Annotated in this window: 23 protein-coding genes; 10 read left to right on the top strand and 13 right to left on the bottom strand. The window is 65.3% G+C overall.

Annotation, left to right across the window (positions count from 1 at the left end):
* Window positions 1-69: 69 nt before the first annotated feature.
* Entirely contained in the window at window positions 70-1,176 is a 1,107-nt protein-coding gene (gene arsB, locus IHE57_RS00640; protein ID WP_209370088.1) for an ACR3 family arsenite efflux transporter, read from the top strand.
* Entirely contained in the window at window positions 1,169-2,569 is a 1,401-nt protein-coding gene (locus IHE57_RS00635) for an NAD(P)-binding domain-containing protein (protein ID WP_209370086.1), read from the top strand. Before arsB ends, IHE57_RS00635 begins: the two co-directional genes overlap by 8 nt.
* Window positions 2,570-2,771: 202 nt before the next feature.
* On the opposite strand, the gene dnaB is transcribed toward IHE57_RS00635, so the two are convergent.
* From dnaB to IHE57_RS00620, 3 genes are all read right to left on the bottom strand, one after another.
* Window positions 2,772-4,109, bottom strand: a complete 1,338-nt coding sequence (dnaB, locus tag IHE57_RS00630; RefSeq protein ID WP_209324420.1) for a replicative DNA helicase — start codon at window positions 4,107-4,109, stop codon at window positions 2,772-2,774.
* Window positions 4,110-4,306: 197 nt separating this feature from the next.
* Window positions 4,307-5,689 carry an FtsX-like permease family protein gene (locus IHE57_RS00625; protein ID WP_209370085.1) on the bottom strand — a complete coding sequence of 461 codons (1,383 nt, stop codon included), beginning with the start codon at window positions 5,687-5,689 and terminating at the stop codon, window positions 4,307-4,309.
* A gap of 55 nt (window positions 5,690-5,744) precedes the next feature.
* On the bottom strand, window positions 5,745-6,581 hold the full coding sequence (locus IHE57_RS00620; RefSeq protein WP_209370084.1) for an ABC transporter ATP-binding protein: 837 nt from the start codon (window positions 6,579-6,581) through the stop codon (window positions 5,745-5,747).
* A 154-nt stretch (window positions 6,582-6,735) separates the two neighbouring features.
* On the opposite strand from IHE57_RS00620, the gene IHE57_RS00615 reads away from it, so the two are divergent.
* Window positions 6,736-7,152: a VOC family protein gene (locus IHE57_RS00615; RefSeq protein ID WP_209324423.1), complete on the top strand. Its 417-nt coding sequence runs from the start codon at window positions 6,736-6,738 to the stop codon at window positions 7,150-7,152.
* 70 nt (window positions 7,153-7,222) lie between these two features.
* On the opposite strand, the gene IHE57_RS00610 is transcribed toward IHE57_RS00615, so the two are convergent.
* Window positions 7,223-8,539 (bottom strand): DUF445 domain-containing protein, encoded by a 1,317-nt coding sequence (locus IHE57_RS00610; protein ID WP_209370083.1) that lies wholly within the window; start codon window positions 8,537-8,539, stop codon window positions 7,223-7,225.
* A 373-nt stretch (window positions 8,540-8,912) separates the two neighbouring features.
* Here IHE57_RS00610 and IHE57_RS00605 point away from each other — a divergent pair, with 373 nt between their 5' ends.
* On the top strand, window positions 8,913-9,689 hold the full coding sequence (locus tag IHE57_RS00605) for a class I SAM-dependent methyltransferase (protein WP_209370082.1): 777 nt from the start codon (window positions 8,913-8,915) through the stop codon (window positions 9,687-9,689).
* Between the two features lie 104 nt (window positions 9,690-9,793).
* Here IHE57_RS00605 and IHE57_RS00600 read toward each other — a convergent pair whose 3' ends face one another.
* The gene (locus tag IHE57_RS00600) at window positions 9,794-10,507 is read right to left on the bottom strand and encodes a mismatch-specific DNA-glycosylase (RefSeq protein ID WP_209370081.1); all 714 of its coding nucleotides are present in this window, start codon (window positions 10,505-10,507) and stop codon (window positions 9,794-9,796) included.
* A gap of 282 nt (window positions 10,508-10,789) precedes the next feature.
* Between IHE57_RS00600 and argE the strand changes: the two genes are divergently transcribed.
* From argE to IHE57_RS00585, 3 genes are all read left to right on the top strand, one after another.
* Window positions 10,790-11,971: an acetylornithine deacetylase gene (argE, locus tag IHE57_RS00595; RefSeq protein ID WP_366933812.1), complete on the top strand. Its 1,182-nt coding sequence runs from the start codon at window positions 10,790-10,792 to the stop codon at window positions 11,969-11,971.
* A 159-nt stretch (window positions 11,972-12,130) separates the two neighbouring features.
* Window positions 12,131-12,349, top strand: coding sequence for a hypervirulence associated TUDOR domain-containing protein (locus tag IHE57_RS00590; RefSeq protein WP_209370080.1), 219 nt, complete (start codon window positions 12,131-12,133; stop codon window positions 12,347-12,349).
* On the top strand, window positions 12,346-12,903 hold the full coding sequence (locus IHE57_RS00585) for a DUF488 domain-containing protein (protein WP_209370079.1): 558 nt from the start codon (window positions 12,346-12,348) through the stop codon (window positions 12,901-12,903). The genes IHE57_RS00590 and IHE57_RS00585 overlap by 4 nt, the downstream gene beginning before the upstream one ends.
* An 89-nt stretch (window positions 12,904-12,992) precedes the next feature.
* Here IHE57_RS00585 and rplI read toward each other — a convergent pair whose 3' ends face one another.
* The 8 genes from rplI to IHE57_RS00545 form a co-directional block, all read right to left on the bottom strand.
* Window positions 12,993-13,451, bottom strand: coding sequence for a 50S ribosomal protein L9 (gene rplI / locus IHE57_RS00580; RefSeq protein ID WP_209370077.1), 459 nt, complete (start codon window positions 13,449-13,451; stop codon window positions 12,993-12,995).
* Window positions 13,452-13,467: 16 nt separating this feature from the next.
* A complete protein-coding gene (gene rpsR / locus IHE57_RS00575) occupies window positions 13,468-13,707 on the bottom strand; it encodes a 30S ribosomal protein S18 (RefSeq protein ID WP_025779604.1) in 240 nt (79 codons plus the stop codon).
* Between the two features lie 37 nt (window positions 13,708-13,744).
* On the bottom strand, window positions 13,745-14,365 hold the full coding sequence (locus IHE57_RS00570; protein WP_209370075.1) for a single-stranded DNA-binding protein: 621 nt from the start codon (window positions 14,363-14,365) through the stop codon (window positions 13,745-13,747).
* 34 nt (window positions 14,366-14,399) lie between these two features.
* On the bottom strand, window positions 14,400-14,690 hold the full coding sequence (rpsF, locus tag IHE57_RS00565) for a 30S ribosomal protein S6 (protein ID WP_209324431.1): 291 nt from the start codon (window positions 14,688-14,690) through the stop codon (window positions 14,400-14,402).
* A gap of 147 nt (window positions 14,691-14,837) precedes the next feature.
* Window positions 14,838-16,121 (bottom strand): hypothetical protein, encoded by a 1,284-nt coding sequence (locus IHE57_RS00560; RefSeq protein ID WP_209370074.1) that lies wholly within the window; start codon window positions 16,119-16,121, stop codon window positions 14,838-14,840.
* Window positions 16,122-16,133: 12 nt separating this feature from the next.
* Entirely contained in the window at window positions 16,134-18,530 is a 2,397-nt protein-coding gene (locus tag IHE57_RS00555) for a transglycosylase domain-containing protein (protein WP_209370073.1), read from the bottom strand.
* 309 nt (window positions 18,531-18,839) lie between these two features.
* Complete coding sequence (locus IHE57_RS00550; RefSeq protein WP_209370072.1) at window positions 18,840-20,546, bottom strand: AMP-binding protein; 1,707 nt, start codon at window positions 20,544-20,546, stop codon at window positions 18,840-18,842.
* Between the two features lie 109 nt (window positions 20,547-20,655).
* Window positions 20,656-22,131 (bottom strand): CCA tRNA nucleotidyltransferase, encoded by a 1,476-nt coding sequence (locus IHE57_RS00545; protein WP_343071821.1) that lies wholly within the window; start codon window positions 22,129-22,131, stop codon window positions 20,656-20,658.
* A 127-nt stretch (window positions 22,132-22,258) separates the two neighbouring features.
* Here IHE57_RS00545 and IHE57_RS00540 point away from each other — a divergent pair, with 127 nt between their 5' ends.
* The 3 genes from IHE57_RS00540 to murJ are packed head-to-tail and all read left to right on the top strand — an operon-like array spanning window position 22,259 to window position 26,664.
* Complete coding sequence (locus IHE57_RS00540) at window positions 22,259-22,747, top strand: NUDIX domain-containing protein (RefSeq protein ID WP_209324435.1); 489 nt, start codon at window positions 22,259-22,261, stop codon at window positions 22,745-22,747.
* A complete protein-coding gene (locus IHE57_RS00535) occupies window positions 22,744-25,041 on the top strand; it encodes a DUF6049 family protein (protein WP_366933811.1) in 2,298 nt (765 codons plus the stop codon). The genes IHE57_RS00540 and IHE57_RS00535 overlap by 4 nt, the downstream gene beginning before the upstream one ends.
* A gap of 3 nt (window positions 25,042-25,044) precedes the next feature.
* Complete coding sequence (murJ, locus tag IHE57_RS00530) at window positions 25,045-26,664, top strand: murein biosynthesis integral membrane protein MurJ (RefSeq protein WP_209370071.1); 1,620 nt, start codon at window positions 25,045-25,047, stop codon at window positions 26,662-26,664.
* Window positions 26,665-26,677: the final 13 nt, after the last annotated feature.

Here is a 26,677-nt window from a genome sequence, read left to right as displayed (position 1 = left end):
TATATATCGACAAATATCGATCTCTGAGGTTTCCGGGCCTCGACATCTCCCACCTGTGCAAGGAGTTCAATGAACACCCCCACCACTGTCGACGCGGCTGCCCCCGTTTCAGCGAGGCTGTCGACGCTGGATCGATTCTTACCGGTGTGGATCATCGCAGCGATGATCCTCGGTCTCCTATTGGGACGGCTCGTCCCCGGTATCGGGCGGATCGTGGACTCGGTGAAAGTCGCCGAAGTCTCACTGCCGATTGCTGTGGGGCTTCTGGTGATGATGTACCCGGTGCTGGCTAAGGTGCGCTACAACGAGACCGGTCACGTGCTGGCCGATAAGAAGCTGATGATCACCTCCCTTCTCATCAACTGGTTGGCCGCACCCGCATTCATGTTCGCTCTCGCGTGGATCTTCCTCCCCGACCTTCCCGAATACCGCACCGGACTGATCATCGTCGGCTTGGCACGCTGCATCGCGATGGTGCTCATCTGGAACGACCTCGCCTGCGGTGACCGCGAAGCCGCAGCCGTGCTCGTGGCGATCAACTCAGTCTTCCAAGTCCTCGCCTTCGGTCTCCTAGGCTGGTTCTATCTCCAATGGCTGCCGAGCCTGCTCGGACTGCCGACGACCAGCAGTGGCTTCTCGCTCTGGACTATCACCCTCAGCGTGCTCGTCTTCCTCGGCATCCCACTGATTGCAGGCTGTCTCACCCGCACCATCGGAGAAAGGACGAAAGGCCGTGAATGGTACGAGGGCCGGTTCCTACCACGCATCGGTCCCTGGGCACTCTATGGACTGCTGTTCACCATCGTTGTTCTCTTCGCACTCCAAGGCGATGAGATCACCTCGAACCCCTTGAACGTCGCACGCATCGCCCTGCCATTGCTGGTCTACTTCGTGGTTGTCTTCGCCATCGGCATGATCACCGGACGTGTCTTGAACCTCGGCTACGAGAAGACGACCACGCTGGCATTCACCGCAGCGGGCAACAACTTCGAACTCGCTATCGCTGTCGCTATCGGCACGTACGGAGTCGCCTCGGGGCAGGCATTGGCCGGTGTCGTCGGCCCGCTGATCGAAGTCCCGATCCTCGTGGCGCTCGTCTACGTCGCCCTCTGGTCGCGCGCCCCCTTCTTCCCGAACCAGCTCACCACCACAGACCCGGAGGCTCATCATGCCTGACAGCACACCCACCACCGACCTGCCGGTCGCTGTCATCGGAGCCGGACCGGTCGGTCTCGCCGCGGCAGCCCACCTGGTCACACGAGGGATTGAGCCCATCGTGTTCGAAGGCGGACCCACGCCGGCGGCAGCCATCCTCGAATGGGGCCACATCGGTCTCTTCTCCCCGTGGAAGTACAACATCGATCAAGCCGCACGCACACTGCTCGACTCCACGGACTGGCAGGAGCCCGACGGTGACTGCCTGCCGACAGGTGCCGAACTCGTGGGCGACTACCTGACACCGCTGGCGGACACCCCTCAGCTGTGCGATACGATCCATACAAACACGAGAGTCATCGCCGTGAGCCGAGTCGGTTTGGATCGCACACGCACACCGGGTCGTGAAAACGCGGCCTTCCTCGTCCGAACGCAGAATACCGACGAAAAGGTCGACGACCATGAGGTCCGTGCAGTCATCGACGCATCGGGCACCTGGGATACACCTAACCCGCTCGGGCAAGCAGGCCTTCCCGCCATCGGAGAGACGGCTGCTCGTGACGCCGGGCTCGTGACATCGCCGTTGCCGGATGTCCTGGGAAGCGACCGCGAGCAGTTCGCAGGTCGGCACGCTCTCGTCGTCGGTGCCGGGCACTCGGCCGCAAACACTCTGCTGGCGCTGGGCCAGCTCAGTGAGGAAAAACCCAGCACTCGGATCAGTTGGGCCATTCGCGGTGCCGATCCTGGCAGCGCCTACGGTGGTGGCGACCAAGACGGTCTTCCCGCTCGCGGAGCTCTCGGGACTCGGCTGCGACACCTCGTCGAATCCGGTCAGATCGAGGTTCACACGTCGATGAACATCACCGAACTCGAATCCGCAGATGAGCTCACCGTCACAGGTGCCACACCCGATGGACCAGTGTCTTTGCGGGTCGATCGGCTTGTCCCGACGACCGGCTTCCGGCCCGCGTTGGACTTCCTGCGTGAGTTGCGGCTCGATCTCGATCCGGTGGTGGAAGCGCCCACGCAGCTCGGACCCCTCATCGACCCCGAACACCATAGCTGCGGGACCGTTCCACCACATGGAGCGAGCCTGCTGGCCCACCCAGAGCAGGACTTCTACATCGCCGGGATGAAGTCGTATGGTCGCGCGCCCACCTTCCTCATGTTCACCGGGTACGAGCAGGTCCGCTCGATCGTCGCCGCCCTGGCCGGAGATCAGGACGCCGCCGACAGAGTCGAACTCGTCCTCCCCGAAACCGGAGTCTGCTCGGCCGATATCGGTGCCTCGTGCGACACGAGCCTTGGCATGGCCGATGAGACCGCGAATTGCTGCGGACCTGCTGAGCCCGTGAATATCGGGATCCCCACCGGTATGACGCACGGACGCTCCGCAGCCAGGGAGACAGAATGACCGCCAACCTCCGCGCCCTCTTCTCTGCTGGTTGATCGGCGGCGAGACACAGACGACGCTGGACTCATGCGCGAGACAACGCCGCCGCAGGTGCCGTTGTCACACCCGATGCGACACCTCTGTCTCGAGATGGCATACGGGGCTGCTCCGGGGAGCTGGGTACCGACCAACCTGCTGGCCGCAGAATCGGTACCTCCTGCCGTCACTGCGGCATGTTGACGAACCGGGACTTCGCGCCCTGGAACGCAACGGGGATGTCCATCGTCGGTCCCGCACGGTGCTTGGCGACGATGATGTCGGCCTCGCCGGCGCGCTCGTGCTCTTTGTCGTACATGTCCTCACGGTGGATCAGCAGCACCATGTCCGCGTCCTGCTCGATCGAACCCGATTCACGCAGATCGGAGATCATCGGCCGCTTGTCCGTCCTCTGCTCGCTGCCGCGGTTCAGCTGGGACAGCGCGATGACCGGGACCTCGAGTTCCTTGGCCAGCAGCTTGAGCGAACGTGAGAACTCCGAGACCTCCTGCTGACGGGATTCGACGCGTTTGCCCGAGGACATCAGCTGCAGGTAGTCCACGCAGACCATCTTGAGATCGTGCTGCTGTTTGAGCCGGCGACACTTCGCCCGGATCTCCGTCAGTGCCATGTTCGGCGAATCGTCGACGAACAGCGGGGCACCGTTGATGCGCGCCTCGGTCGCCGCCAACGTCGTCCAGTCGTGCGGGCTGAGCTCGCCTCGGCGGAGGTTCTGCAGCGGGATCTCGGACTCGGCGGAGAGCAGGCGCATGACGAGTTCGTTCTTGCCCATCTCCAAGGAGAAGAACACCGCGGCCTGATCGTTGTGGATCGCCGCCGAACGGATGAAGTCCAGCGCCAGCGTCGACTTGCCCACACCGGGTCGGGCGGCGATGACGATCATCGTGCCCGGATGCAGACCGTTCGTGAGGTTGTCGAATTCGATGAACCCGGTGGGCACACCGGCGGTCTGGCCGTCGGTGTTGCCGTTGCGTTCGATCTCCTGGGCAACCTCGCCGAGGATATCCGAGAGGATGACATAGTCCTCGGTGGTGTGGCGTTCGGTGACCTTGTAGATCTCAGCCTGCGCGGAGTTCACGACATCGTCGGTGTCGCCTTCGGCGTCGTAGCCCATCTGCACGATGCGGGTGCCGGCCTCGACGAGGCGGCGCAGCACGGCCTGCTCGCTGACGATCGCGGCGTAGTAGCCGGCGTTCGCCGCCGTCGGGACGGAGGAGATGAGGGTGTGCAGGTAGGCGGCGCCGCCGACGCGGGCGAGGTCGCCGGTCTTCGTCAGATAGTTCGCCACCGTCACCGAGTCCGCGGGCTCACCGCGGGAGTAGAGGTCGAGGACCGCCTCGTAGATGGTTTCGTGAGCGGGCTTGTAGAAGTCGTCGCCCTTCATCATCTCGACGCAGTCGGCGATGGCGTCCTTCGACAGGAGCATCGCTCCGAGCACGCTCTGTTCGGCCTCGACGTCCTGCGGCGGGGTCCTCAGACCGTCATAGCCCTGATCGTTGCTCACTTAAGTTCCTCTTCCTACAAGCTCGTCGGCACTCGCCCGCGACCACGGTCACCCGCCTTCGGCGCCCTCCAACTGTACCCGGACCACGGCAGGGGGTTCCGACACCAGGGTAGGAGACGCTCATGACACCACCGAGGCGGCCCCGCAATCGCAGGGCCGCCTCGGTCAGGCTCGGGCATGGCGCCGGTTCGGCGACCTCAGTCCCGGGAACGTCCCGACGTCGCCACGGACACGAGGATCGGCTTCGCCACCTGCAGGCCGAGGCGGATGATGAGGACTCCGACGGCCACTGACGCCAGGATCGTGAGGAAGGTGATCGGCTTGAACACGAGCGCCGCGCCGGCCAGCGGCAGAACGAGCAGGAGACCGAGCCCGCCCGCCAGCAGCGAGACCCAGATGACGGGACCGATCACCGCTCGCACCATGGCTCGGTGCATGGTGTCAGGGTCCATGCCGGCGGCGTAGAGATCCTGGAAGGTGTCCGCGCGGTCGTAGATGTCGGCGACCTGATTGATCAGGGCAGAGACGGCGATGAGCAGGATCGAGATGCCCAGGACGAGCAGGACTCCGGTGAAGATGTCCTGCAACAGGTTCATCTCCGCCCGTGCCATTGCGACCTCGGGGCCCTCGGCAGCGTCCGTGCCGATCTGCATGAGAGCGATGCCGGTGCCGCCGATCGCTGCGACGAAGGCCGTCATGGCCACACCCGAGACCCGTCGCCAGAAGCGCTTCGGATCGTCGGAGACCAGGCGGGCGGCGATCAGCCTCACGGGTGTCGCCGCTCGTCTGCCGCTGAGGTGTGCGAACCACCGCATGAGCAACCCGCCGACGAGGTCGACGACGAGGAGGCCGAGGACGAAGACGACGACGATCGCAGAGAGGACGACACCGATGCCGAGACCGCCGTTCTGTGACACGGTCAGAGCGACCGGCAGGGCGAGGATGAGGAGTCCGGCGACGATGACTCGAGCGAACGGGAACTTGCGCTCGAGCGCCTTCGTCCGCACCCCCAGTGGGGAGATCGCGACCTTGCGCAGCCCGAGGAGTGCCGAGGCGATGCAGACGAGGATGAGGAAGACGACCACAGCGGCCACCAGCAGGGGCGGCATGAGCATGTCGACGTATCCGATCGGCTCGCCCATGAAGCGGATGAAGCTGACGGGCCACGCCAGGCCCAGGTACCCGAGCACGCCGAGGACGATTCCGCAGATCGCCGGCACCAGCGGCTCGGCCACCGCGAGGGCGACGATGGCCGACCGCTCGGCACCGAGCAGGGACATCGTCGACAGTCGCTCGTCCTGACGGCGTGCGGACAGCGTCGCCGAGGCGGACGCCAAGGTGCTGGCCGGAATGACGAGAAGGACGGTCGCGAAGCTCGCGAGGAACTTGTACATCCCGTCCATCCCCTGCAGTTCGGGGTCGGGCGAGGGCGGAGTCTGGAAGAACATCCAGGCGCCCGCGGCGACGGTGAGGAACAGAGTGGTGCAGGCGAAGAACGCGCTGAGCACGAGCAGGGCACTGGCCGAAGTGACCGTCCTGCGGCCGAGGACGAGCGGGACGACACGGGTTGCGGTGGTCACAGGGGCTCCTTGACGCGGTGATCGGAAAGCGGCTGACGGATCGGGCGGGTGTCCATCACCTGTCGCCCGGAGCGGGCCGACCCATCGGCTGGTGCTCGGGCGGAGCGGCGTATCGGGTCGGTGCCGGGCAGTCGGGATACGGCGGTGCCTGATCAGCGTGTAACCCGCCCGTCTGGCCTGAAGGAGACTGTGCGGAGTCGGAGACGATCCGCCCGTCGGCGAGGCGCACCACACGCGAGCAGCGCGCGGCCACGCTCTCATCGTGGGTGACGACCACGAGCGTCGAACCACGGCCCGTCGTGGAGTCCGACAGTTCTGTCAGCACCTCAGCGGAGGTGCGGGAGTCGAGTGCGCCCGTGGGTTCGTCGGCGAAGGTCACCACGGGCTGCGTGACCTGGGCGCGGGCGATGGCCACCCGTTGGGCCTGTCCGCCGGAGAGCTGGCCGATGCGCTTGTCGAGATGCTCGGCGAGGCCGAGGCGATCGAGCCACGCGCGGGCATGGCGGGTGGCCTCCGCGCGACTCATGCCCGCGAGCATGGCGGCGAGCGCGACATTGTCGACGGCGGTGAGCTCGGGCAGCAGCAGCCCCTGCTGGAAGACGAAGCCGAATATCTCACGTCGCAGTGCGATGCGGCCGGATTCCTTGAGCGAGGTGATGTCGGCGGCCGCGTTGCGGTCGGTCGCCGCGAGTCCGATGTGTCCCTCGTCGGGTCGGATGATGCCGGCGAGACAGTGCAGGAGGGTCGTCTTGCCCGATCCGGAGGGCCCCATGATCGCCAAGGATTCGCCGAGGCCGATCCCCAGATCTACGCCGGCCAACGCATAGGTCTGTCCGTAGTGCTTGGCGACGCCGCGAGCGGTGATGATTGCGGGAAGCTGAGAAGTGGTCATACCTCAATCGTGTCGCGGGCAGCGGCAAGTGACCATGGAGTCATCCGGTGATCGCAGGGAGGAAAACCCGACGTCGGATCTCAGTTCCTCCCGAGCCGAAACCCGCGTATGCTCTAGACCCCGCATCACTTTCGCATCGCTTCAAGGAGTCAGTATGAGAGCACAGTGGATCAGCATTCCGGTCGATGACCAGGCTCGCGCGCTGAAGTTCTACACGGACCGGCTCGGATTCATTCCGAAGGTCGACATTCCCGTCGGGGACGAGTTCCGCTGGCTGACCGTGGTCTCACCGGAGAACCCCGATGGTGTCGAGGTGGTCCTCGAACCGAAGGGGCACCCGGCGGCAGCGGAGTACACCGAGGCACTCAGATCCGATGGTGTGCCGATCAACCAGTTCGCCGTCGATGATGTCCAGGCCGAGTACGACCGTCTCGTCGGACTGGGTGTGACCTTCACCCAGGAACCGATGTCGATGGGACCGGTCACCACTGCCGTTCTCGATGACACCGTCGGCAACCTCATCCAGCTCGTCCACCAGGACGCGAACACGGGTCAGCCGCCCGAGGCCTGAGCAGAGGTCTGTTCAGCCCGCGACCGTCCGCCGGGGATGACCTGCCCGACCGCGGGTCCACCAGCCTGGCTCACCCCGGCAGCAGCACGATGACGGTGTGGATCGCCAGTCCGACGAGGGCTCCGATGACGGTCCCGTTGATGCGGATGTACTGGAGGTCGCGGCCGACGTAGAGTTCGATGCGCTCGGCGGCCTCCTTCGCGTCCCAGCGTTCGATCGTGTCGGAGATGACGCTGGCGATCTCCGGCCCGAAGCTCTCTGCGAGATCGCCGGCCGTGGTGGCGATCCGGTCATCGATGCGTCGTGAGAAGTCCGAATCGGTCTGCAGGCGCTCGGCGAATTCGCCGATGAGCTGCCAGATGCGGGCGCGGACCTCGCCGTCGGTGTCGATGATGGCCTCGCGCAGCAGCTGTTTGAGCGAGTTCCAGATCTCGAGCACCGAGTCGACGACTCCCTCCTGGCTGAGCAGGTCGTTGATGATGTCCTCGGCCCGAGCCGACAGCGACGAGTCGGATTCCAGGTCGTCGGAGAGGTCGACGAGCCAGGCGTCGAGCGCCTGACGAGCCTTGTGGTACTCGTTGTCGCGGACATCGGCGACCCAGCCGAGCACTTCACGCTGCAGCCTGTTCGCCAGCTGTTCGTTGACGAAGTCGGGCACCCAGGACGGTGCCCGATTGTGGACGATCTCGTCGATGACCTGCGGATTGTCGCGCAGCCAGGTGTGCGCCTCGGCGATCACGAGGTCGACCAGTCTGTGGTGGGCCCCGTCGAGCACGATCTGGCGCAGCAGCTGTGCCAGCACCGGAGTCTTCCGCGTCGCCACGAGCCGGGGAACGATGACGTTTCTGGTCAGCGCCTGGATGGAGCCGTCGTCGATGCGGGCGAGCACGTACTCGAGCCCACCCGCGGCACGGTCGACCACGATGTCCCGGTTGCCGGGTTTGGCCAGCCATGCGCCGGCGCGATGGGAGACCTCGACGGATCGGATCTTCGTCGACACCGCCTCGGCGTGGAGGAAGTTCGCGGCGACGAAGGCCGACAGGCTCGCCCCGAGCGTGTCCTTCTTGCGCGGGATGATCGCAGTGTGCGGGATCGGAAGGCCCAGAGGGTGGCGGAAGAGCGCGGTGACGGCGAACCAATCGGCGATCGCGCCGATCATCGCCGCCTCGGAGGCGCGGGAGACGAAGCCCCAGACGCCGGTGTTGTCGGTGAAGATGTGGGTGGAGAGGAAGATGAGCGTGGCGAGGATGAGCAGGGACAGCGCAAGCGTGCGCATCCTCTTCAGCCCGCGTGCGCGCTCCTGGTCCTCGGGTCCGAGCTCGGCCGGACCGCCGGCTCCGCCTCCTGCACCGAAACGCGGCACGGATGGTGCTTTCTCGATCGACATCGTTACCCCCTGGGCACCGACTCTAGCGAAATCCCGGCGGTCGGCCTGCATCCGCAGGCGAGTTCACAGCTGGGAATCCGGCGGGGAGTCCTGGCGAGAGGTCGGTCGGGAGCATCCCACACCGTTGCTGACACACCCACGCTCCAGCAGCACAACGCCTCGTGCCCCGCACACCACACCGTTGCACCGGGTGGTTCTGCGACCACCTGTAGGAGAAGGAACAGCAACCTTGAGGTAGACCCCCTCGAACCGACGCTCGTCGATAATGGTCTGAGTCTCACGGATTCCCCGAACCTTCATCGCGCAGAGTCTGACGCGAACATACCCGTTCACACGATGCCGTCGGCCCGCTCGCGGGCGATACGCTCGGTGGATGGAGTACTTCGAGGATCGTGAGCGTGCGGAATCATTCGGCGAGGTGGCCGCCGACTACGACGCCTACCGACCGCGATATCCTTCCGCGCTGATCACGGCGATCATGCACGCCGCCGGCTCCGGCGCGAAGGTTCCGCGAATCCTCGACGTCGGTTCGGGCACGGGCATCCTCGCCTCCCAGCTCAAGTATGCCGGCGCCGAGGTCCTGGCGGTCGAGCCCGATGCCGAGATGGCCGCCATGGCTCGGGCGAAAGGCCTCGAGGTGGAGGTCTCGACCTTCGAGGACTGGGATGGACAACACCGCACCTTCGATCTCATCAGCTTCGGACAGTCCTTTCACTGGGTTGATCCGCTGGTCGCCCTGCCGCGGATCCGGACGCTCCTCGTGCCCGGAGGAAGCTTGGCCCTGGCCTGGAACGATATCGAACCGAAGGGTGATCTGCGCACCCGGCTCGAGGCGATCGCCGCACGATTCCATCCCGAAGGCACGAGCGCGAGTCTGGGAACTGCAGGCGCTGCAGAGTCCTTCGAGCCCGTCGAGCATCCGGCTCTCGCCCAGCTGCGCGCCACGGGATTCACTGCCTTCGAGTCCTCATTCACCGAAGACCTCCACTCCTCGAAGCACGATTGGCTGTCGATGGTGTTCACCTATTCAGCTCAGCTGACGATGGACCCGGTCAAACGTGCGGTCATGCGCGAGGAGATGGCCGCAGAGATCCCTGCTGACGGCCTCGACGCCGCCAATGCAGCCCTGCTCATCCTCGCGCGGATCTGAGCATCGGACACCGTCAGCCTCACACCGCACCGGTGCAACGGGTGGTTATTTAGGTAACTCGCGGTTGTGAGGCCACGACGGGGTTGTGTGCCACCAGAAGATAGTCATCGCGCCTCAGAGCCGGGCTGCTCACACGGCTGATCCGACTCGTCGCCTCTGTTCACCGCGGCCCACACTGTCCGCCAATGCTCAGCCAGGCTGTCCACCGTCTCGTGGGCATTCAGACCGCTGGGATGGGGCAGGGCCCACAGCGTTGTGCCATCGGGCCATCCGCTGATCCTGCTCGGGTCCTGCTCTCCCACTCGAGCACGCGGTGCGCTGAACGCCGCTCGGAACGCGGTGATGCCGACAACGGCGACTGCTCGGGGGAGAATCGTGCGCACACGCCCGACCGTCCGTTCACCGCCGCGCCGGAGCTCAGCGGCATCGAGCTCGTCGGCTCGAACTGTGGGCCGAGAGACCAGATTGGTCATGCCGATGCCCCGCTCCGCGAGCATCTGCTCATCCGCACGAGACAATCCGCGAGAAGCGTCGACGGCGGATTCGATGACTCCGCCGAGATGGAGCGAAGGCCAGAAGCGATTCCCCGGTCGGGCGAAGGGCGCGTTGACAGCTGCGGTCCACGGGCTCGGGTTTACGCCGACGATGAGGAGACGCACTCTTCCCGCACATCGCTCATCGTCCGGATAGGGAAGGACGTCGTCACGGCCGCTGCCACAGCGCCGGGCCAGCTCGAGGTCGCAGCGATCGGGCCGGCGCCCCTCTGACTGAGAGGGCGCCCGCCACGGACGCCAGTCGGAGGGGAGAGATGGGTTCATCGTTTCAGTCTAACGATTGAGCGCCGCTACGCGCCGTGGTCATCGCACATCGACGTGCGCGTGCTCCACATGCTCTCCGATCCCGACCGACCCCGATCCCGACCCCGGTCCGCCTGTTCAGAGGTCTCGCCCACCGAGCCGGTGCGCATCCGCCCGAAGTCCGCCCAGTAGAGTGAAGGCGTCTGGTCGCCGCCGTTCTGCACCGGGGCGCACTCAGCCCTCCCCGCAGATCGACGACACGACCGGATCGATACCATCCGCAGCCGACGAACAGGAGCAGTCGTGCCAGCTCAGCCCGCCGAGGCCACCATCGCCGAGATCACCGATCTCATCACCTTCGACACGACGAGCCGGGACTCGAATCTCCCGCTCATCGAACACGTCGAGGGCCGTCTCGCCGCCGCGGGCATCAGCTTCCAGCGGATCCCGAACGCCGAGGGCACCAAGGCGAACCTGCTCGCCACCATCCCGGCCGCCGACGGCACGACCACCGGCGGAATCGTGCTGTCGGGACACACCGACGTCGTCCCCGTCGACGGCCAGGACTGGTCCTCGGACCCCTTCACGCCCGAGATCCGCGAGAGCAAGTACTTCGCCCGCGGCAGTGCGGACATGAAGTCCTTCATCGGCGTCATCCTCTCCCGCCTCGAGCGACTGGCCACCGCCCAGCTGCGTGAACCCATCCACCTCGCCTTCTCCTACGACGAGGAGATCGGATGCGTGGGCGCCATCAGCCTCGTCGAGGCGATCACCGCCGCCGAGCTCGCTCCCCGCGGCTGCGTCGTCGGAGAGCCCTCGAGCATGCGCGTCATCCGCGGGCACAAGTCGATGAACGTCTTCCGTGTCGACTTCCACGGCGTCGCCGCCCACTCCTCGCTCACGCCCGAAGGCGTCAACGCCATCGCCTACGCCTCCGAGTTCGTCGCCTTCGTCCACGCCGTTGCCGCCGAATTCCGCACCGAAGGGCCCTTCGACGAGGCCTATGTCGTGCCCTTCACGACGGTCACGGCGAACACGTTCACCGGCGGCATCGCCGTCAACACGATCCCCGCCGAGGCGAGCGTGCAGTTCGAGTTCCGCTCACTCGGCACGGTCGACCGTGAGGCGCTCATCGCTCGCTTCCGCGCCGAGGCCGAGCGCCTTGGCCGGGCCATGGCCGCAGAGAACGCGGATGCGGGCGTCGACTTCGCCATCGAAGCCGAGGCCCCTGGCTGCGAGACTCCGCATGACGCCGAAATCGTCTCGCTCGCCGCGGACTGGGGCGGCATCGCCACCGATGACAAGGTCACCTACGGCACCGAGGCGGGTCTGTTCTCCGAGGCGGGCATCCCGACCGTCGTCTGCGGACCCGGCGACATCGCCCAGGCCCACGCTCCCGATGAATTCATCGAACTCGAGCAGATCGCCGCCTGCGAATCCTTCATCGACGCCCTCATCGTCGACCTCAGCACCGACCGCTCCTAGGCCGGCACTCCTGACAGTCCCCAGCGACTCGGTGCGTCCGCACCGGTCAGACAACAACGAACCGCAGCCGAGAGCACCCGAATCCCACACCGGGTTCCCCTCTGCTGCGGTTCATGCTTGGATGGAGCCACCAGCAATCCTCGGCAGCAGGGAGGCATCATGGGAGCCGAATTCTCCGTCGGTGACCACGTGGCGTGGAACTCAGAGGCCGGAGAGGTCTCGGGGACGATCACCAAGGTCCACACCTCGGACTTCGAGTACAAGGGTCACAATCGCAGGGCCTCGGCCGACGAGCCGCAGTACGAGATCAGAAGCGATAAGACCGATCACATCGCCGCGCACAAGGGCAGCGCTCTCCATCGCGTCGAGAAGAGATGACGAGAGCTGCCCCGGCCTCCGACATCGCGCCGTTCCTGACGATCGGACATTCGAACCGGTCCCTGAACGAGTTCATCGATCTGCTCACCGACACCGGCACGGAGGTGGTCGTCGATGTCCGCAAACTGCCGGGTTCGAACAAGAACCCCCAGTTCAACGCCGATACGCTGACCACCGCACTCGCCGAGGAGGGGATCGAACTCAGGCGGCTCGACGAGCTGACGGGTCGGCGTCCCGTCAGTCGCACTGTGCCCTTAGAGGTCAATGGATGGTGGCAGAACCGCAGCTTCCACAACTATGCAGACCATGCCCTGTCCGAGGGCTTTCGCGAAGACCTCGACACCCTCGTCAGCTGGGGTGAGACCAGCCGTTGCGCGCTCATGTGCTCGGAGGCCGTCTGGTGGCGCTGCCACCGCAGACTCATCGCCGATTGGCTGCTGGCACGAGATCTCGATGTCGCCCACGTGCTCGGCCCCGGACACGTCGATGCGGCGAAGCTGAGCGAGGGTGCTGTCGTCGGATCCGAACAGCAGGTGACTTACCCTGAACATTGAACCCAGCGTTGTGAACCACATGCACAAAAGCCGAGGCGGCACCCTGGTCGGGTGCCGCCTCGGCGGTGCTGAGGTGATCGGGGCCGGGATCAGGCCTTGCCGATGACCTCGAACTTGATCTTCGCGGTGATCTCGTCGCTGACGCGCACGACAGCACTGTAGCTGCCGGGGGTCTTGACGTGACCGGTCAGAGCGACCTGGCGACGATCGAAATCGCGCCCGGTGACATTGTGCAGGGCCTCGGCCACGAGAGCCGGGGTGACGGCGCCGAACAGGCGACCGTTCTTGCCGGCCTTCATGTCGATGCGAGCCGTGGTCGACTCGAGTTCGCCCTTGACCTTCACGGCCTCATCGTGGTTGGCGATCTGCTTGGCCTGGCGGGTTTTGCGGAGAGCCTCGATGTGCTTCTCCGCGCCTGCGGACCATGCGGATGCCCAGCCACGGGGCAGCAGCAGGTTGCGTGCGTATCCGGCACGAACCTCGACGACATCGCCGGCGGCACCGAGGCCGTCGACTTCCTGGTTGAGAATCACTTTGCGGTTAGGCATGTTTCTTTCCCTCCGATCAGCGAGCTGAGCTCGAGTAGGGCAGAAGTGCCATCTCGCGGGCGTTCTTGACAGCCTTTGCGATGACGCGCTGTTCCTGCACGGTCACACCGGTGACACGACGTGCACGGATCTTGCCGCGGTCGGAAATGAACTTGCGGAGCGTAGCGGTGTCCTTGTAGTGGATGTTCGCCGCTTCGCCCTTCTTGAGCGGATTAGCCTTCTTCTTGATAGGCTTCCGGATCTCTGGCTTTGCCATGAGTATCTCCTGTTAACGAAATGTCTTCAGACGTGGATCAGAACGGGGGTTCGTCGGCGCCAGGGTTGCCCCAGCCGCCGTTGCCGCTCTGCGGGTTCGATGATGCCCAAGGGTCATTTGCCGGTCCGCTGTTGCCCTGGCCGTAACCGCCCTGCTGAGGACGACCCTGCTGGCCGCCCTGCTGGGGGTTGTTGCCCCATCCGGAGGACTGCTGGTTGCCGAAGCCGCCCTGCTGGCCGCCTCCGCCCTGGCCTCCGCCGAAGTTGCCGCCGCCGGAGAATCCTCCGCCGCCGGGGGTGTTCTTCGTCACCTGAGCGGTGGCGCGTCGCAGGCTGGGGCCGACTTCGTCGACGTCCAGCTCCATGACCGTGCGCTTCTCGCCTTCCTTGGTTTCGAAGGACCGGGACTTCAGTCGTCCCTGGACGACGACCCGAGTACCGCGCTGCAGGGATTCGGCGACGTTCTCTCCCATTTCACGCCACACCGAGCAGCGCAGGAACAGGGTCTCCCCGTCCTTGAACTCGTTGGCCTGACGGTCGAAGATACGCGGCGTCGAGGCCACGGTGAAGTTTGCGACTGCCGCACCGTTCGGTGTGAAGCGCAGTTCGGGATCGCTGGTCAGGTTCCCGACGACCGTGATGACTGTTTCGCCTGCCATTGAATGCTCCTTGAAGCGAGGTAGCTTGAATGCCTTACTTGGCGTTCGGGCGGAGGATCTTCGTGCGCAGAACGGACTCGTTGAGTCCGAGCTGACGATCGAGTTCCTTGGTCGTTGCGGGCTCGGCGTGGAAATCGACCACGACGTAGTAGCCTTCGGACTTCTTCTGGATCTCGTACGCGAAGCGACGACGTCCCCAGATATCCACGTTGTCGACGGTGCCGTTCTCAGCCGGGACAACCTTGATCAGGTTGTTCACGGTGTCAGCCAGCGTCCGCTCTTCGAGGTCGTTATCAAGAATGAGCATGAGCTCGTATTGACGCATATGTCACCCACCTCCTCTGGTCTTTGCGGCCATGGTCGGTCCATGGCAGGAGGGTATATGCATGCCCGTTCCGCCTCCGTGCTGGTCACGAAATGGGAACAGACTTCGCTAGTCTAGTCGAACGGTGCTCACGCTGTCATGTCCGAGCTAGTGCTCTTGCCCACGCCGAGGAGAGGCTGCGGAGACCGGCATACCGCGGATGCGCCGCCGGTAGAGGTTCTCACCGGCCATGATCACGACGAGGACGAGCGCGAGCAGTCGCAGCAAGGCGAAGACGGCGACGAACGCGGGGTCGAGTCCCTTCGAGGGCTCGAAGCCGGAGACGTCGCCGAGCTGGATGCCGATGGCGAACACCGCCTCGGCGAGGGTCCAGACGATGAGCACCCACCAGCGGCGGATCGCCAGGACGGCGAAGGGCAGGAGCCACAGACTGTCCCAGGGCATGAGGCCCGGAGCCAGCAGCAGGCAACCGCCGATGAGCAGGCAGGCGGACACGGCCGGGTCGAGTCCGGTGGCTCGGACCATGTACAGGCAGACCGCGACGGCCAGGATCACTCCGCCGCTGGCGATGATCCACAGCGGCGCCCACAGGGAGACGTCGCCGAGTTCGGCCATGAGCAGGATCGAAGCGAAGGAGCCGCCGTCGATCGCATCGGAATACCAGTGCACGATCCGATCGATGGCGGTCATGTCGATCGCGAGCAGCAGCGCCGAGGTGACCGTCGCCGAGGCCAGCATCATGCGCGGACTGCGGGGCCGCAGCCCACGAGCAGGGTGCGGTCCGGCCACGGTCAGGGCGAGGAGGACGAGGAGGGCGAGCGGATTGATGAAAGTCGCGATGCCCAGCAGCACGCCGGCCAGCCAGCTGCGCGGGCGAATCGGCGGAGAGCCGGAGAAGAGGACCATCGCCCACACGCCCAGGGCGAGCGCGACCGGGTCGAGGGTCGAGCCGAGGGTGAAGAGGATGAGCGGGGAGGCGAAGACCGCCACCAGCCATGCCCGTTCCCGGCCCAGGATGAGCAGGCCCGCGCCGATGGCCGCGATGCCAGCGGTGTTGAGCAGGAGCACGACGGCCATGAACAGCGAGACGTCGTCGGTGACCAGATGCAGCAGGTCGACGAGGCGGCCCTCCAGCGGGGTTAGTGCGGCCGCTCCGCCATGGGAGCGTCCGAGCACCTCGGGGTTGACCTCACCGGCGAACGCCGTGGACAGCGGGCCGGCGCACATCCTCGCCGAGGCGGACGGCTGGGCGTACCCCGAGTTCAGGCACGGACCTTGCAGGGCCAGGGCGAGGAGAGTGGTGAGCCCGAGGACCGCCGCAAGGACGTAGGCCTGGCCGCTGCGGAACCGTGTCCCGGCTGCTGCCAGGTGAATGCCGACCGGACCGCCGAGCAGAGGCTCGGCGATCCGGGTACTGGGCTTCGAAGGCATGACTCGAGGTTACTAGTCATTGCCCCCAGGGGACTTCGGCGGATCAATGGGAAGTCCGCCTGACGGTCCATCATCTGGCGAATCGTTGTCGTCCTTCGCGCCGTCTTCGCCTTCTCCGCCGTTGCCGTTGTCGGAGCCTTTGTCACTTTCTCCGCCGTCGGTGCCGTCGTCTTTCGACCCGTCCTTGCCCTTGTCCGAATCCTTCGAGGAGCCGTTGTCCTCACGGGCGTCCTCGTCCTTCGAACCGTCCTTCTCGTCCTTCTTCTTGTCCTTCTCGTCGTCGTCATCCGGCTTCTTGGTCGGCTCCTCGACGGGCGCCTTCTTCTCGGAGTCGTCGCCGTCGCTGCCGTCGTTGCTGCCCGACGGTGCCTCCGGCTCGGGCTTCGGGGCAGGGGCCGGGTTCGTGTTCTTCGGCTTGGGCTTATCGGGCAGCTCACCGCGGGCGGGGAACTGTTCGACCTTCTCACCCTCGAGCGCCTGCTGCATGTAGTCGGTCCACACCTGCACCGGGAAGGATCCGCCGGTGACCTGGCCGCGACCACCGTAGGCTCCGATCGAGACTTCCTTGCCGTCGACCTCGCGGTAGAGGACGACCGATGTCGCGAGGTTCGGGGTGTAACCGGAGAACCAAGCGGCCTTGTTCTCGCTCGTGGTGCCGGTCTTGCCGGCGGCGGGTCGACCGAGGTTCTGGGCGTAGCTTCCCGAACCGCCGTTGACGACCTGCTGCAGAGCGAAGGAGGTCTCCGCGGCGACTGCCTTGTCGAAGACGCGCTTGCCCTTGGTCTCGGCCTTGTACACTTCCTCGTCGTCGGTGCCCTGAGTGACCTTCTTGATCGAATGGGTGTCGTGGTGGACGCCGTTGGACGCGAAGGTCGCATAGGCCGTGGCCATGTCGATGGGCTTGACGCTCGCCGTGCCCAGTACGTTCGACGGGTTCGGGGTCAGGCCGATCGAGCAGCCTCCGGTGCTGCCGGATTCCATCTCCTCATCGGTGCAGTTGCCGCTCAGGCCCGCGCGCTGCGCCACGTCGACCGTCTTGTCCGGTCCGACCTGGACGTTGAGTGCGGCATAGGCGGTGTTGATCGAGGACTGGGTCGCCTTGAGCAGGCTCACCGGTCCGTAGCTCGTGCTGCCGAAGTTGTTGACGGTCCACGGGGTCCCATCGTTGTTCAGCGTCGTCGGGCTGGATCCCGGATAGGTGTCCGTCAGACGCACACCGTTCTCCAGACCGGCGACGAGTGCGAACGGTTTGAACGTCGAACCCGACTGCACATGGCTCTGCGTGGAGGCGTTGAAGGCCTGGTCGAGGTAGTTCTTGCCGCCGTAGAAGGCTTCGATCCCGCCGTTGTCCGGGTCGATCGAGACGAGTCCCGCCTGCATGCCCTTCGGCTGGTTAGGCGGCAGGGACTTGATGGCCTTCTCGGCTGCCTTCATCCGATCCTTGTCGAAGGTCGTGACGATGTTGTAGCCGCCGCGGTCGAGCTGGGCCTCGTCGATGTCGAGTTTCTTCAGCGCCTCGCGCCGGACGAAGTCCCACATGTAGCCCTTCTGGCCCGACAGCGAGGACTCCTTGTTCGCCTTCTGCACCTTCGGCATCTCGACCTTCGCGGCCTGCTCCTCGGTGATGAAGCCTTCGTCGGTCATCGACTTGACGACATAGTTGAAACGGTCCTCATACGCCTCGGGGTTCTCCGAAGGATCGGCAGCGCCCGGGCGCTGGATCATCGCGGCCAGAAGAGCGGATTCGCTGACGTCGAGATCCTTGGCCGGCTTGTCGAAGTAGTTCTGCGCGGCCACCTCGATGCCGTAGGAGCGCCGACCGAGGTAGATCGTGTTGAGGTAGTTCGCGAGGATCTGGTCCTTGGACTGCTGCTGGTCGATCTTCAGCGAGATGAACATCTCCTTGATCTTGCGATCGAAGGAGTGCTCATTCGTGAGGTAGAAGTTCTTCACGTACTGCTGGGTGATCGTCGACCCGCCGCCCGCGTACTTATTCGTCGCCACGCCGACAACAGCGCGGGAGAGGCCCTTGATGGAGATGCCGCGGTTCTCATAGAACGAGGTGTCCTCGGCCGCGATCGCGGCCTTCTGCATCGGCTCGGAGATCTCGTCGATGTCAACGGACTTGCGGTCCTCCACCTTGTACTGACCGATCGGCGTCTTGCCGTCGCTGTAGAAGATCGTCGAGGTCTGACCGGTCGCCTCGAGATTCGGCTCGGGGATGTCCGTCGAAGCATACCCGATGGCGAAGAGCACGCACAGGGCGATGATGACGCTGAGCCCGCCGACGACGAGTACGCGGATGCTCGGCAGGTAACGAGTCCAGCCGCTGACACCCGCTCGCGGGTAGTTGAGCAGATTCTTCGTGTTCCTGCCGATGTTCTTCGCTGTGTGTTGTCCCTTAGCCACCCAAGGTCCTCCAGGTCAGTCAGCCTGCCGCATTGCGTGGCGACGAGGTCCGAAAAAGGTCAAAGACGCCAATCAGTCTCGCACGCATTCTTTAGTAGAGCGTGAAAAACTGCTGAACCCCGCGCCGAATCACCGGGCGAGGTTACCGAATGGTTCATCGAGTAACCCTGTGCAAGGCATCTCATCAGGCATTTTAATTCAAGCCCTGAGAATCAACCACGCCGTGTGCGTGTTTGCTCACATTCAAAGACTCAGTCTCTCTCACCTGCTGCTCGCCGAGGCGGCCCCGAGTGGGCACCGGACGGCGGCTCAGCTCTTGAGATCGAAGTCCGTGTCCGCGTACTCGTTGCCCTCGACCACGGGCTCGCCGCTGAAGGGGTGCAGCTGGTCCTCGCGCGCACGCAGCTCGACACGGCGGATCTTGCCGGAGATCGTCTTCGGCAGCTCCGCGAACTCGAGACGGCGGATGCGCTTGTACGGCGCGAGGTTCTCCCGACAGTAGGCGAGGATCGACCGAGCGGTCTCGGCGTCGGCCTCGAACTTCTCGGAGACGACGACATAGGCCTTGGGCACGGCCAGACGCACCGGGTCCGGCGAGGGCACGACAGCCGCCTCGGCGACGGCCTCGTGCTCGATGAGCACGCTCTCGAGCTCGAACGGGGAGAGGCGGTAGTCGCTGGCCTTGAACACGTCATCGGCTCGCCCGACGTAGGTGATGAACCCGTTCTCATCGCGTTCGGCCACGTCGCCGGTGTGGTACACGCCATCGGCGAACGCCTCGGCGGTCTTCTCCTCATTGCTCCAGTAGCCGCTGGTCAGGCCGATGGGGCGAGGGTCGAGTCGGAGGCAGATCTCTCCTTCGTCGCCTTCTTCACCGGTGGCCGGGTCGACGAGGACAACGTCGAAGCCGGGCAGGGCCTTGCCCATCGACCCGTATTTGAGCTCCTGGTCCGGAGGGTTGCCGATCTGCAGGGTCGATTCGGTCTGGCCGAAGCCGTCGCGGATGAGCACACCCCAGTCGCTCTTGACGCGGTCGATGACCTCGGGGTTGAGCGGCTCTCCGGCGCCCAGGGCCTTCGTCGGCGGTGTCTTCAGATGCTTCAGGTCGGCTTGGATGAGCATGCGCCACACGGTCGGGGGGGCGCAGAAGCTCGTCACCCCGACCCGGTCCATGGTCTCCATGAGCGCGTTCGCGTCGAAGCGTGAGTAGTTGTAGAGGAAGACGCAGGCCTCGGCGATCCACGGGGTGAAGATGTTCGACCAGGCGTGCTTGGCCCAGCCGGGCGAGGCGACGTTGAGGTGGACGTCGCCCGGGGTCAGGCCCATCCAGTACATCGTCGACAGGTGGCCGACGGGGTAGGACACATGCGAGTGGGCGACCATCTTCGCCTTCGAGGTCGTGCCGGAGGTGAAGTAGAGCAGCAGCAGATCATCGGCCCGCGACTTGCCCTGCGGGTCGAATTCGGTGCTCTCCTCGGCGGCTTCGGAGTAGGTGTAGTCCTGCTGGCGGGTGGCTTCTCCGCCGACGACGATGCGCACGACCTCGAGCTCGACCTCGTCGAATTTCGCGGCGTCCTCGGTGCCGGCGACGACGAATTCGGCCTTGCCGCGTTCGACCCGGTCATTGAGGTCGATGGGGCCCAGCTGCGTGGTTGCGGGCAGGAGGACGGCACCGAGCTTGATGCCGGCGAGCATCGTCTCCCACAGTTCGACCTGGTTGTTCAGCATGACCATGACGTGATCACCGCGCTTGACTCCGGCCCGACGCAGGTAGTTCGCGACCTGGTTCGACCTCGCGGAGAGCTCGGCGAAGCTCCACTTGCCCTCGGATCCGTCCTGCTCGACGATCCACAGCGCCGGATCGTCATTGTTCTCCGCGATCCGGTCGAACCAGTCGAGTGCGAAGTTGAAATGTGTGAAACGCGGCCATTCGAACTTCTCACGGGCGGTGTCGTAGTCGCTGCGGAGCTCGATGAGCTGATCTCGGGCTGCCCGGAACTCGTCGGTCACTGTCATTGCTGTCTCCTCACATCGTCGCCCGCGTCACAGCGTGTGACGTCTGGCACAAATCTACGCGATACCGAAGCTATCAGCACCACGCAGACGGGAGCTCAGCGGGGGTCGGTCACCGACCGTTGTCCTCCCACCAGGACCGCAGCTCTGCCTCGGCGCGTTCGGGACCCAAGGGACCATGTTCCATCCGCAGCTCGAGCAGATGCTTGTAGGCCTTGCCCACCAGGGGTGACGGTTCGATGTCGAGGATCGCCATGATCTGCCGGCCGTCGAGGTCCGGACGGATCGAATCGAGCTCCTCCTGCTCGGCCAGAACCTCGATGCGCTCTTCGAGATCGTCATAGGCGAACGCCAGCCGATCGGCCTTCTTCTTGTTCCGCGTCGTCACATCGGCGCGGGTGAGGATGTGCAGTCGGGTCAGCAGCGAGCCGGCGTCCGTGACGTAGCGGCGCACCGCCGAGTCCGTCCACCCGGCATCGCCGTAGCCGTAGAAGCGCAGATGGAGCTCGACGAGGCGGCCGACCGCCTTCGTCGTGTCCTTGTCGAAGCGCAGCGTCTTCATCCGCTTGGCCGTGAGCTTCGCCCCCACCGCGTCATGGTGGTAGAACGTCACAGCGCCCCCGGGCTGGAAGCGCCGGGTCGCGGGCTTGCCGACATCGTGCATGAGGGCGGCGAAGCGGACGACGAAGTCCGGGACGTGCAGGCGCTGCGGGTCCCTGTCGTCCATGCCGGCTTCCCGCTGTGCGGCGGCGTAGCGCTGTTCGAGGTCGATGGCCTGACGGAGCACGGTCAGCGAATGCTGGTAGACGTCCTTGTGCCGATGGTGCTCATCGGTCTCCAGACGCAGTCCGGACACCTCGGGCAGCACATGGTCGGCGACGCCCGTGCGCACGAGCAGATCGATGCCGGCTGCCGGGTCAGTGCCGGTCATGAGCTTGACGAGTTCGACCTGGACGCGTTCGGCGGAGATGATCTCGATCCTCTCGGCCATCTCACTCATCGCCTCTTCGACCTCGGCGACGGGAGCGAGTCCGAGCTGGGAGGTGAAGCGAGCCGCGCGCATCATCCGCAGCGGGTCGTCGGAGAACGAATCGGCTGCCGTCCCCGGCGTGCGGATGCGTCCGGCGATGAGATCCTCGAAGCCGTCGTGCGGGTCAACGAAGGTCTTGCCCGGCAGGCGGATCGCCATCGCCCCGATGGTGAAGTCACGACGGACGAGGTCGGCATCGAGATCCTTGCCGAAACGCACTGTGGGCTTGCGCGAATCCTCCTCGTAGGCCTCGGCGCGATAAGTCGTGATCTCGATCTGCACGCCGGACTTCACCGCGCCGATGGTGCCGAACTCGCGACCGATGTCCCAGTGCGTGTCGACCCAGTCCGCGATCAGCGCGAGGATGTCGTCCGGTTCGGCGTTCGTCGTGAAGTCGAGGTCGGGCATGGGACGGCCGAGCAGCGCGTCGCGGACGGAACCGCCGACGAGGGCGAGTTCGAAGCCGGCCGCAGAGAACCTCTGTCCCAGGGGGCCGAGGATGTGCTCGAGCTCATCGAGCTTGTCGTGCAGTCGGGTATGCGCGGTCTGCGGATCCACCGAGCTCCTTCTTCCAGCTGTCTGCTCTTGCTCCACCGCCTCGGTGCAGGCGGAAGTTCTGGCCTCCATAAGCCTACCGGGAGCCGATGACACGGAACTTCCAAGATTCGCCTACTAAGGTAGGAGAATGACCACACCGATGCCCAAGCCGGGACCCCGCACGTCCCGCCGCACCACTGTGGAGGAGATCTCCGCCGGTGGCATCGTCGTCGACTTCTCCCACCCGAAGCGCACCGTGGCCGTCATCGCCCGCATCAATCGGGCCGGTCGGATCGAATGGTGCCTGCCGAAGGGCCATCTCGAAGGCACGGAGACCCCCGCCGAGGCGGCCCGCCGCGAGATCGAGGAGGAGACCGGGATCCGCGGCCAGATCATCTGCCCGCTCGGCACCGTCGACTACTGGTTCACCGTGACCGGGATCCGCATCCACAAACTCGTCCACCATTTCCTCCTCCGTGCACAGTCGGGGACCCTGACCGTGGATAATGATCCTGACCAAGAAGCGATCGATGCGGCGTGGGTGCCCTTTGACGACCTGCGTTCGCGACTCTCCTTCGCCAATGAGCGCCGCATCGTCGCCGCCGCCCGCCCGATGGTGTCCCAACTGGAGCAGTGAAACCCATTCCCATCCGCCACATGCGATTCCTCACCGCCCTGCTGAGCACCCTCCTCCTGCTCGCAGGGCCGGTTTTCGCATTTCCCGTCCTGTCCGCGGCGCCCGCGGCGGCGAGCACGACGGACGGTGCCGCCGACGATGACGTCACGATCACCCTCGACGAGGTGACCCCCTGGGTCGACGAGGAGGGGACGCTGACGGTTCGCGGACACGTCTCGAACACGACGAAGAAGCCGATCGAGAACCCCAGCCTGAGGTTGGAGATGTCGACCCGCACGCTCGATTCGGAGTCCCGCCTGAGCTCCTGGAAGAAGAGCCAGGCCCGGCACCGGACCATCGCCGATCTCGAGGACGACGGTCCCGAAGCGCGCAAGAAGGCGGAGAAGGACGGCGGCGAGGACGAGAGCTCGCCAGGGACGAGCGTCGACGCGTCCTTCGACGACCGGATCGATCCCGGCGCCTCCGCTGAGTTCACCGTCACCGTGCCGGCGGACGACCTCGGGCTGAAGAAGTCCTCGCCCGTGAGCTCCTGGGGTCCGCGGGGCCTCGCCGTGCAGCTCGGCGACGAGTCCGGACTGCGTGCCTCGGAGATCGGCTTCACCACCTGGTATCCCGATCCGAAGTTCGATCAGACGAAGGTCAGTCTGCTCGCGCCCGTCACCCTGCCCGGTCACACCGAAGGCGGGCTCATCGATCCCGATCGGCTCGACAAGGCCATCGCCGAGGGCGGTTCGCTGGCGACGATCGGTAAGCTGCTCGAGAAGAAGGAGGTCGGACTGGCTATCGATCCTCGCGTCATCGCCTCCTTCGAAGCCGCGGTGGCCGAACCGCCCGACGCCGACGGCGAGGCACCCGAGGAGACCGAGGAGCCCTCCGACAAGGACGGCGGGCAGACCCGTACGCCGCAGGTCCCCGCCGCCGAGAACGACGAGGGCGATGTCAGCGCCGCCGAGCTCGAAGCCGAAGCCGATCAGCGCAAACGCCTCGGCTCCTGGTACCGGGACTTCGTCTCGGCGGCACAGAAGCACACGATCATCGCCCTGCCGTTCGGAGATCCGGACCTCAGCGCGCTGCGCGGCAGCAGGATCGAGCATCTGAGCACGTACGCACAGAAGCAGCGCGGACTCGTCAAGGACGTGTTCCCCGAGGCACGGACCGACATCGCCTGGCCGGTAGCCGGCAGCGCCACGAAGAACGGGCTGCGGGCGCTTGAGAAGACGGGCAACAGCGCAGCGATCATCAGCGATGAGCAGCAGCCTTCGATCACCGGCATCCACGACGACGCGCATTCGCAGACGACGATCACGGACGACGGGGAGTCGACGATCGACACTCTCGTCACCGATTCGAAGCTGACGGATCTCAGCGCCGAGGCGATCGCCTCGGATCATCCCGCTTCGGAACTGTCCGAACTCATCGCCGAATCGGCCGCGATCCAATCCGAAGCCCCGTATCGCACGCGTCGGCTGCTCGTCCCTCTGCCGCGCGCGGCCGCCTCGGAGGGGTGGGAGCAGACGGTCGAAGCACTCAACTCCGCACCCTGGATCGATCCGACCGGGCTCGATGAGCTCCTCGACTCGCCCTCCGAATCGCGGGGACTGCTCCAGTCGCAGTCCGATGCGCCGCACATCCGGAAGAAGGCGGTGAGATCCCTGGCCGAGACCCGCGCCGGCCAGGCGGAGTTCAACAGCGTCTTCACTGATCGCGAAGGCGCCGACATCCGGTTGGACCGTGAACTGCTCAGCTGCACCTCGGCGGCGTGGACGCTGGGCAGGAATGCGAACATCTGCGCCGATGCCGCGCGCGAGCAGAGCCGGAAGCTCATGGACAGCCTGCACCTGCGCAAAGGATCGTCGGTCCTCCTCGTGACCGGGGAGAAGACGACGATCCCGGTGACCATCGTCAATGATTCGCCCGCCGAGGCGACTCTGCGGATCCGGATGAAACCGGCCACTCCGCAGCTGCGGGCGCAGACCACGGAGACCGTGAAGGTGCCGGCAGCGGAGACGATGCGCGTCGACGTTCCCGTCGAGGGCCTGGCCAACGCCGATGTGCCGACCACGATCGAGATGGTCACGGCAGACGATGTCGTCCTTCCCAAGCACGAATCGCTCATGGTCAGGGTCCGCGCCGACTGGGAGAACATCGGCACCGCCGTGATCGGATTGGCCCTGGCCGCCGTGTTCGTGATCGGCTTGGTCAAGACGATCGCGCGCGGGCGCCCGAAGATCCCCGAACAGCAGCTGGCCGATGCGATGGCGCGCGCCCAGACCGACGAGAACGAAAAGAGGTAGCGCTTGTCCAGCTTCTCATCCTTGGCCCGGTCCTCGGCGATCATGACCGCGGGGACCATGACTTCGCGCGCACTCGGCTTCGTCAAAGCCTCGATGCTGGCCACGGCCATCGGCGTCACCGCCGTCCAAGCCGATGCCTTCGACGTCGCGAACAAGGTGCCCAACACCCTGTACATGCTGCTCGCCGGCGGTGTGGTCAACGCCGTGCTCGTCCCGCAGATCGTGCGTGCCTCCAAACGGGAGGACGGCGGCGCGGACTTCACGAACCGTCTGCTCACCCTCTCGTTCATGATCCTGGCCGGGGTGAGCCTCGTCGCCACCGCAGCCGCTCCCGTGCTCGTCTGGCTCTATTCCTCGGGGTGGAGCGACGAGCAGATGGCGCTGGCCACGGCCTTCGCGTTCTGGTGTCTGCCGCAGCTGTTCTTCTACGGCCTCTACACGCTGCTGGGCCAGGTGCTCAATGCGAAGTCCTCGTTCGGTCCGTACATGTGGGCCCCCGTGCTCAACAACGTCGTCGCGATCCTCGGACTCGCAGCCTTCATCCTCATCTTCGGGACGAACAGCGCCTCCCCGCATGACCTCGACACCTGGACTCCGAACAAGATCGCGCTCATCGCCGGTACGGCGACGCTCGGTGTCGTGGCCCAAGCGCTCATCCTCGTCTGGCCGCTCAAGCGCATCGGCTTCAAGTACAGACCGACCTTCGGCTTCCGCGACGTCGGCCTCGCTTCGGCCGGAAAGGTCGCGTTCTGGACGTTTGCGGCCATGCTCATCGGCCAGGTCGGCTTCCTCATCATCTCCCGCGTCGCCGCCGGAGCCTCGGTGCCCGGAGACGGGAACGCCTCGAACGCCGCCTATACGACCGCGTACCTCGTGTTCATGCTCCCGCATTCGCTCATCGCGGTCTCCCTGGCCACGGCCCTCTTCACCTCCCTGGCCAGAGATGCGGCCGAAAAGGACACCGCGGCGGTCGTCGGCGACTTCTCGATGGGCGTGCGGATGGTCGGTCTCGTCAACTCCTTCGCCGCCATCGCCTTCATCGTGCTGGCCTCACCGGTGGCCATGATCATCGCCGGTGAAGGGCGGGAACAGGCGACGGCCATCGGGCTGGTCATCATCACCATGGTCTTCGGCCTCGTGCCCTTCAGCGCGAACTATCTGGCCCAGCGCGTCTTCTACGCCTACGAGGACGCGAAGACCCCGTTCCTCATCCAGCTGCCGCAGATCGTCTTCCAGTCCCTGGCCGTGCTCTCGGCTTCGATCTTCCCGAAGTCGGTGACGGTCGCGATCATCGGCCTGGTGATGAGCCTCGGGTACCTGTTCGCGATGATCGTGTCGTTCGCCATCCTCAAGAAGCGCCTCGGCGAGATCGATCTGCGGGAGATCCTCACCTCGCATCTGAAGTTCCTGCTGGCCGCCATCGTCGCCGGCGGTGCGGGCTACGGTCTGCTCTGCTTCTTCCCGGACTTCGCCCTGGCCGGACGCTGGCAGGCCTTCGCGACGACGGCGCTCGTCGGCACTGTGATGCTCGGGTTCTTCATCGGAGCTTGTTATTTGCTCAGAGTCAGAGAGTTGCATTCGATTATTGGCGTGGTTGCTGGAAAACTAAGAAGAGCAGCCTGAGCCCTTGAATCCC

The organism is Brevibacterium renqingii (genome assembly GCF_017808105.1).
GTDB classification, from domain to species: domain Bacteria; phylum Actinomycetota; class Actinomycetes; order Actinomycetales; family Brevibacteriaceae; genus Brevibacterium; species Brevibacterium renqingii.
Note: the sequence above shows the minus strand (reverse complement) of the source record. Positions and strands in the feature narration are given on the sequence as shown.